This window comes from Microcoleus sp. Pol12B4 (assembly GCF_036701385.1).
In the GTDB taxonomy this organism is placed as follows: domain Bacteria; phylum Cyanobacteriota; class Cyanobacteriia; order Cyanobacteriales; family Microcoleaceae; genus Microcoleus.
Genome location: NZ_JAUBQR010000362.1, coordinates 1 through 3,463, shown reverse-complemented (window position 1 = coordinate 3,463; position 3,463 = coordinate 1). Strand labels below are relative to the sequence as shown.

The window sequence follows — 3,463 nt, the reverse complement described above, 5'->3', positions numbered from 1 at the left end:
ACTCCTGTGTTGTTTACCGGAAATGCTGATGCTAACAGCGTCACTGGTACTGAGTTTGCTGACATCTTCAGCGGCGGTTCTGGTGCCGACATTTTCGACGGTGGTTTGGGTAACGACAGCATTTCCGGCGACGATGGTAATGACAGCCTCTTCGGCGGTGGCGGTAGCGATACTCTCAACGGCGGCATCGGGAATGACACTTTAATCGGTGGTGTGGGAACCAATGTTCTCAACGGCGGTGCTGGTTTGGATGTGTTTGTGTTCAGCGGAACTACTGCTGACGGCGGGGATTTCATTACCAATTACAGCATTACTGATGATGTAATTAACCTCGACAGCACTGGTTTTACAGCCTTTACAACCGGATCTGGGCCTTTGGGTTCGAGTTTCTACGCTTACAGCAGCACAGTGTCTGATGTAACTGTGTTTGAAGCAACTCTAACCGGGCCGTCGATCATGGCTATCTACGACGGTTTGTCTACTAAACTGTATTACGATAGCAACGGTTCTACGGTTGGTGGTAACAGTTTGTTTGCCACTGTCGATGTCAATTTGGGACCGACCGGTAATACTGAATTGTTCTTGTTCTAAACGGCAAGAATCCTAATCGGGATATCGGTACGGTTAGGGACACGGCAAGCCGTGTTCCTACAATAAACAGGTAAGGACACAGTAATACTGTGTCCTTTTTTTTGGTAATTGTTAAACAATTTAGTTGCTCTTTTTTCGGTAGGGAAATGGCCTTGCCAAGTTCTCTTTTGCATTGGTGTCCAGGGTTAGATTCGAGCGCGAGCGCGAGGCTAATTTCACCATCCAACCCGGTTTACTTTACCCGTTATATCGATTCCGGTTGTATCGGAGTCGATATAAACGCAGAGGACACAGAGGATACAGAGACAGGGAAGAGACAGATGAATAATTCCGATGCCAACGGATTGGATATTACCCAAAATCAGGACACTGCGCCTTGCCCTTTCCCAACAATGAATCGGGCGGTGGTTAAATTTGTATTCATTAATCCCTCTCCTGTGCAAGTACAAACGTCCGTTTACTTTTTGATAGTAAATTGCCATAACTTTGATTTATGTCAACAGCTTTTTTAACAATTAAGCGCAACCGCTAATGATAATTATTAATAAACTTATGATAAAAATTTATAATTTAATGGTATGAGTGCAGCGGGCTATGCCCATCCTACAAATAAAGTTCTCAATCGCCCAAATCTAAAATCTATGAGTACCGACTTTGCCCAAAATCCCTTGTCAGTCAGTTTTGCGGATGTGGAAGCGGCGGCAAATCGCTTGCAGGGCAAAACTTTCAAGACGCCGGTGCTGACTTCGGAAACTTTCAACAAACGCACAAATTCTCAGGTATTTTTCAAGTGCGAGAACTTTCAGCGCACGGGTTCGTTTAAATTTCGGGGTGCTTGCAATGCTTTGATGCAGCTATCTGAAGCCGAAAAACAGCGGGGAGTGTTGACTTTTTCTTCGGGAAATCACGCGCAGGCGATCGCCCTTGCGGCACGGTTGCTAGAAATTCCTGCTACTGTTGTCATGCCGGCAGATGCGCCAAAAGTCAAGCAAGAGGCGACTCGCGGCTACGGTGCAGAGATTATTTTGTACGATCGCACTCAAGTTTCCCGCGAAGAGTTTACCGCTAAAATTGGCGCCGAACGGCACTTGACAATTATTCCTCCTTACGATAATGCGTGGGTGATTGCGGGACAAGGTACGGCGGCGCTGGAATTAATCGCAGAAGTTGGGGAGTTGGATTTGCTGTTAGTTTGCTGCGGTGGCGGGGGTTTGCTGTCGGGATGCGCGATCGCGACCAAAACTTTGTCTTCGCAGTGTAAGGTAATAGGAGTAGAACCAGAACAAGCAGACGATGCGGCGCGATCGTTCCGCACGAAAACGCTGCAAACTGTTATTAACCCGGATACGATTGCTGATGGTGCGCGCACGCCATCTTTGGGGAAATTAACCTTTCCTTTGTTGCTGCATTATGTGGACGAGATGGCAACTGTTTCCGAAGACGCAATTCGCCAGACAATGTTTTTTATGTGGGAACGCATGAAGATAGTTGTGGAACCGACGGGAGTGTTAGCGGCGGCGGCTTTATTGTCAGGTATTGTGCAGGCTGAAAATGCCAGAATTGGCGTGATTGTCAGTGGGGGAAATGTGGATTTGAGCGAAGTAGATCGGTTTTTTCACTATAATTAAGTCTGCCACTTTGTTAGTTCGTCAGTCCGCAACTCTCTGGCGTTTAAACCTGTGTCTAATAGCAAAAGTCCTTTAAAAACGACTGGAAAGGATTTTTTATTTTTATCTTTAGTCCACTGAAGTGGACTTGCTTTGTGAGACGGGGGGTAAAGCCCCCGGGGGACTTTCGGGCAAACGCCCCAAATATTCATGCAAACGTCAAATATTCATGGAAACCCAAAATATTGACAAATTTGACCAAATAAAAGACTGATCTGATAAAATGCTTCCACAACAAACTTCGGTTTAATAGCACAATGTCTTCAGAAACAAACTCAGCGGCTCAATCTACAACTGGTGCAGATGCGATCGATGTGGCGATTGCCTCTGGGATCGACTTTGACGGTACTCCGATTCCGCAAGCAAAATTAGACCTCTACAAGCAAGTGATGGGATTAGAAGCCGGCAGACAGCGCAGTGGCGTGTCAAATACAATGCGATCGCGCATTGTCCGAATCGGTGTCAAACATCTGCCTCAAAACGAGCTCGATAAAATGCTAGTTGCTGCTGACTTCGCACCGCTGAAAGATAAAGAAGTTGCGTTTTATTACGGCGGAAAGTAAAAATTATCTACCCTTCTAGATAGATGAACAGTCATCTCTGGATCGGTCAAACTTGGAACAAATCCTAGCAGAGGGTCAGTTTATGAGCACTAACGGTAGTACAGTCATCAGCAACCTCGAGTACGATTTGTTAACAGTTTTGCAAAACAAGTCTGAAGCTTTGAAAGCCTACGACGCTTACATGAAAGATGCTCAAGAAATGGGTTCTCAGCCTTGTGCTGAGCTGTTTCAAAAATTGCAGCAAGCTGACATGGAGCACGCGCAGGAAATTCGGCAGCACCTTCAACAGGTAATGCAGCAAGGCAAGATGTAAAGCTGGTTCAACTAGCTCTGCAAATTATGAATTATAAGTTAGGAGTTAAGTAGCAGCTATGAGTTAAAGAGTTTTGGATTCACAACTCATCTTCAATTCCTTAAACTCTTTATCTACCGAGCGATGGAAACATCAATCTGACCGCTCAACCAATGTCGCTTACAACTCTTAATTCATAACTAGCAACTCGTAACACCACTTTTTGAAACTTCAGCTACGGGTAGGGACTTAAGCAAAGCTTAAGTCCCTACTTATCTAGCCGTACAGATTATAAAATCTCCGGTTTCAAAGCTCGTTCCATCAGCGATAAAACGGCTTGTTCGGCAGTA

Annotated in this window: 4 protein-coding genes; all 4 read left to right on the top strand. The window is 45.5% G+C overall.

Features of this window, described 5'->3' with window-relative positions:
* The coding region (locus QUA38_RS28050) for a calcium-binding protein (RefSeq protein ID WP_333167665.1) at positions 1–591 on the top strand (591 nt) is incomplete at its 5' end.
* A gap of 641 nt (positions 592–1,232) precedes the next feature.
* A complete protein-coding gene (locus QUA38_RS28045; RefSeq protein ID WP_333167663.1) occupies positions 1,233–2,219 on the top strand; it encodes a threo-3-hydroxy-L-aspartate ammonia-lyase in 987 nt (328 codons plus the stop codon).
* A 296-nt stretch (positions 2,220–2,515) separates the two neighbouring features.
* A complete protein-coding gene (locus QUA38_RS28040) occupies positions 2,516–2,821 on the top strand; it encodes a small RNA NsiR4-regulated ssr1528 family protein (RefSeq protein ID WP_006635311.1) in 306 nt (101 codons plus the stop codon).
* A gap of 82 nt (positions 2,822–2,903) precedes the next feature.
* On the top strand, positions 2,904–3,134 hold the full coding sequence (locus QUA38_RS28035) for a hypothetical protein (protein ID WP_333167662.1): 231 nt from the start codon (positions 2,904–2,906) through the stop codon (positions 3,132–3,134).
* Positions 3,135–3,463: the final 329 nt, after the last annotated feature.

Coding starts and splice junctions, on each gene's coding strand:
- QUA38_RS28035 (WP_333167662.1), top strand. CDS start 2,904: ATGAGCACTAACGGTAGTACAGTCATCAGCAACCTCGAGTACGATTTG.
- QUA38_RS28045 (WP_333167663.1), top strand. CDS start 1,233: ATGAGTACCGACTTTGCCCAAAATCCCTTGTCAGTCAGTTTTGCGGAT.
- QUA38_RS28040 (WP_006635311.1), top strand. CDS start 2,516: ATGTCTTCAGAAACAAACTCAGCGGCTCAATCTACAACTGGTGCAGAT.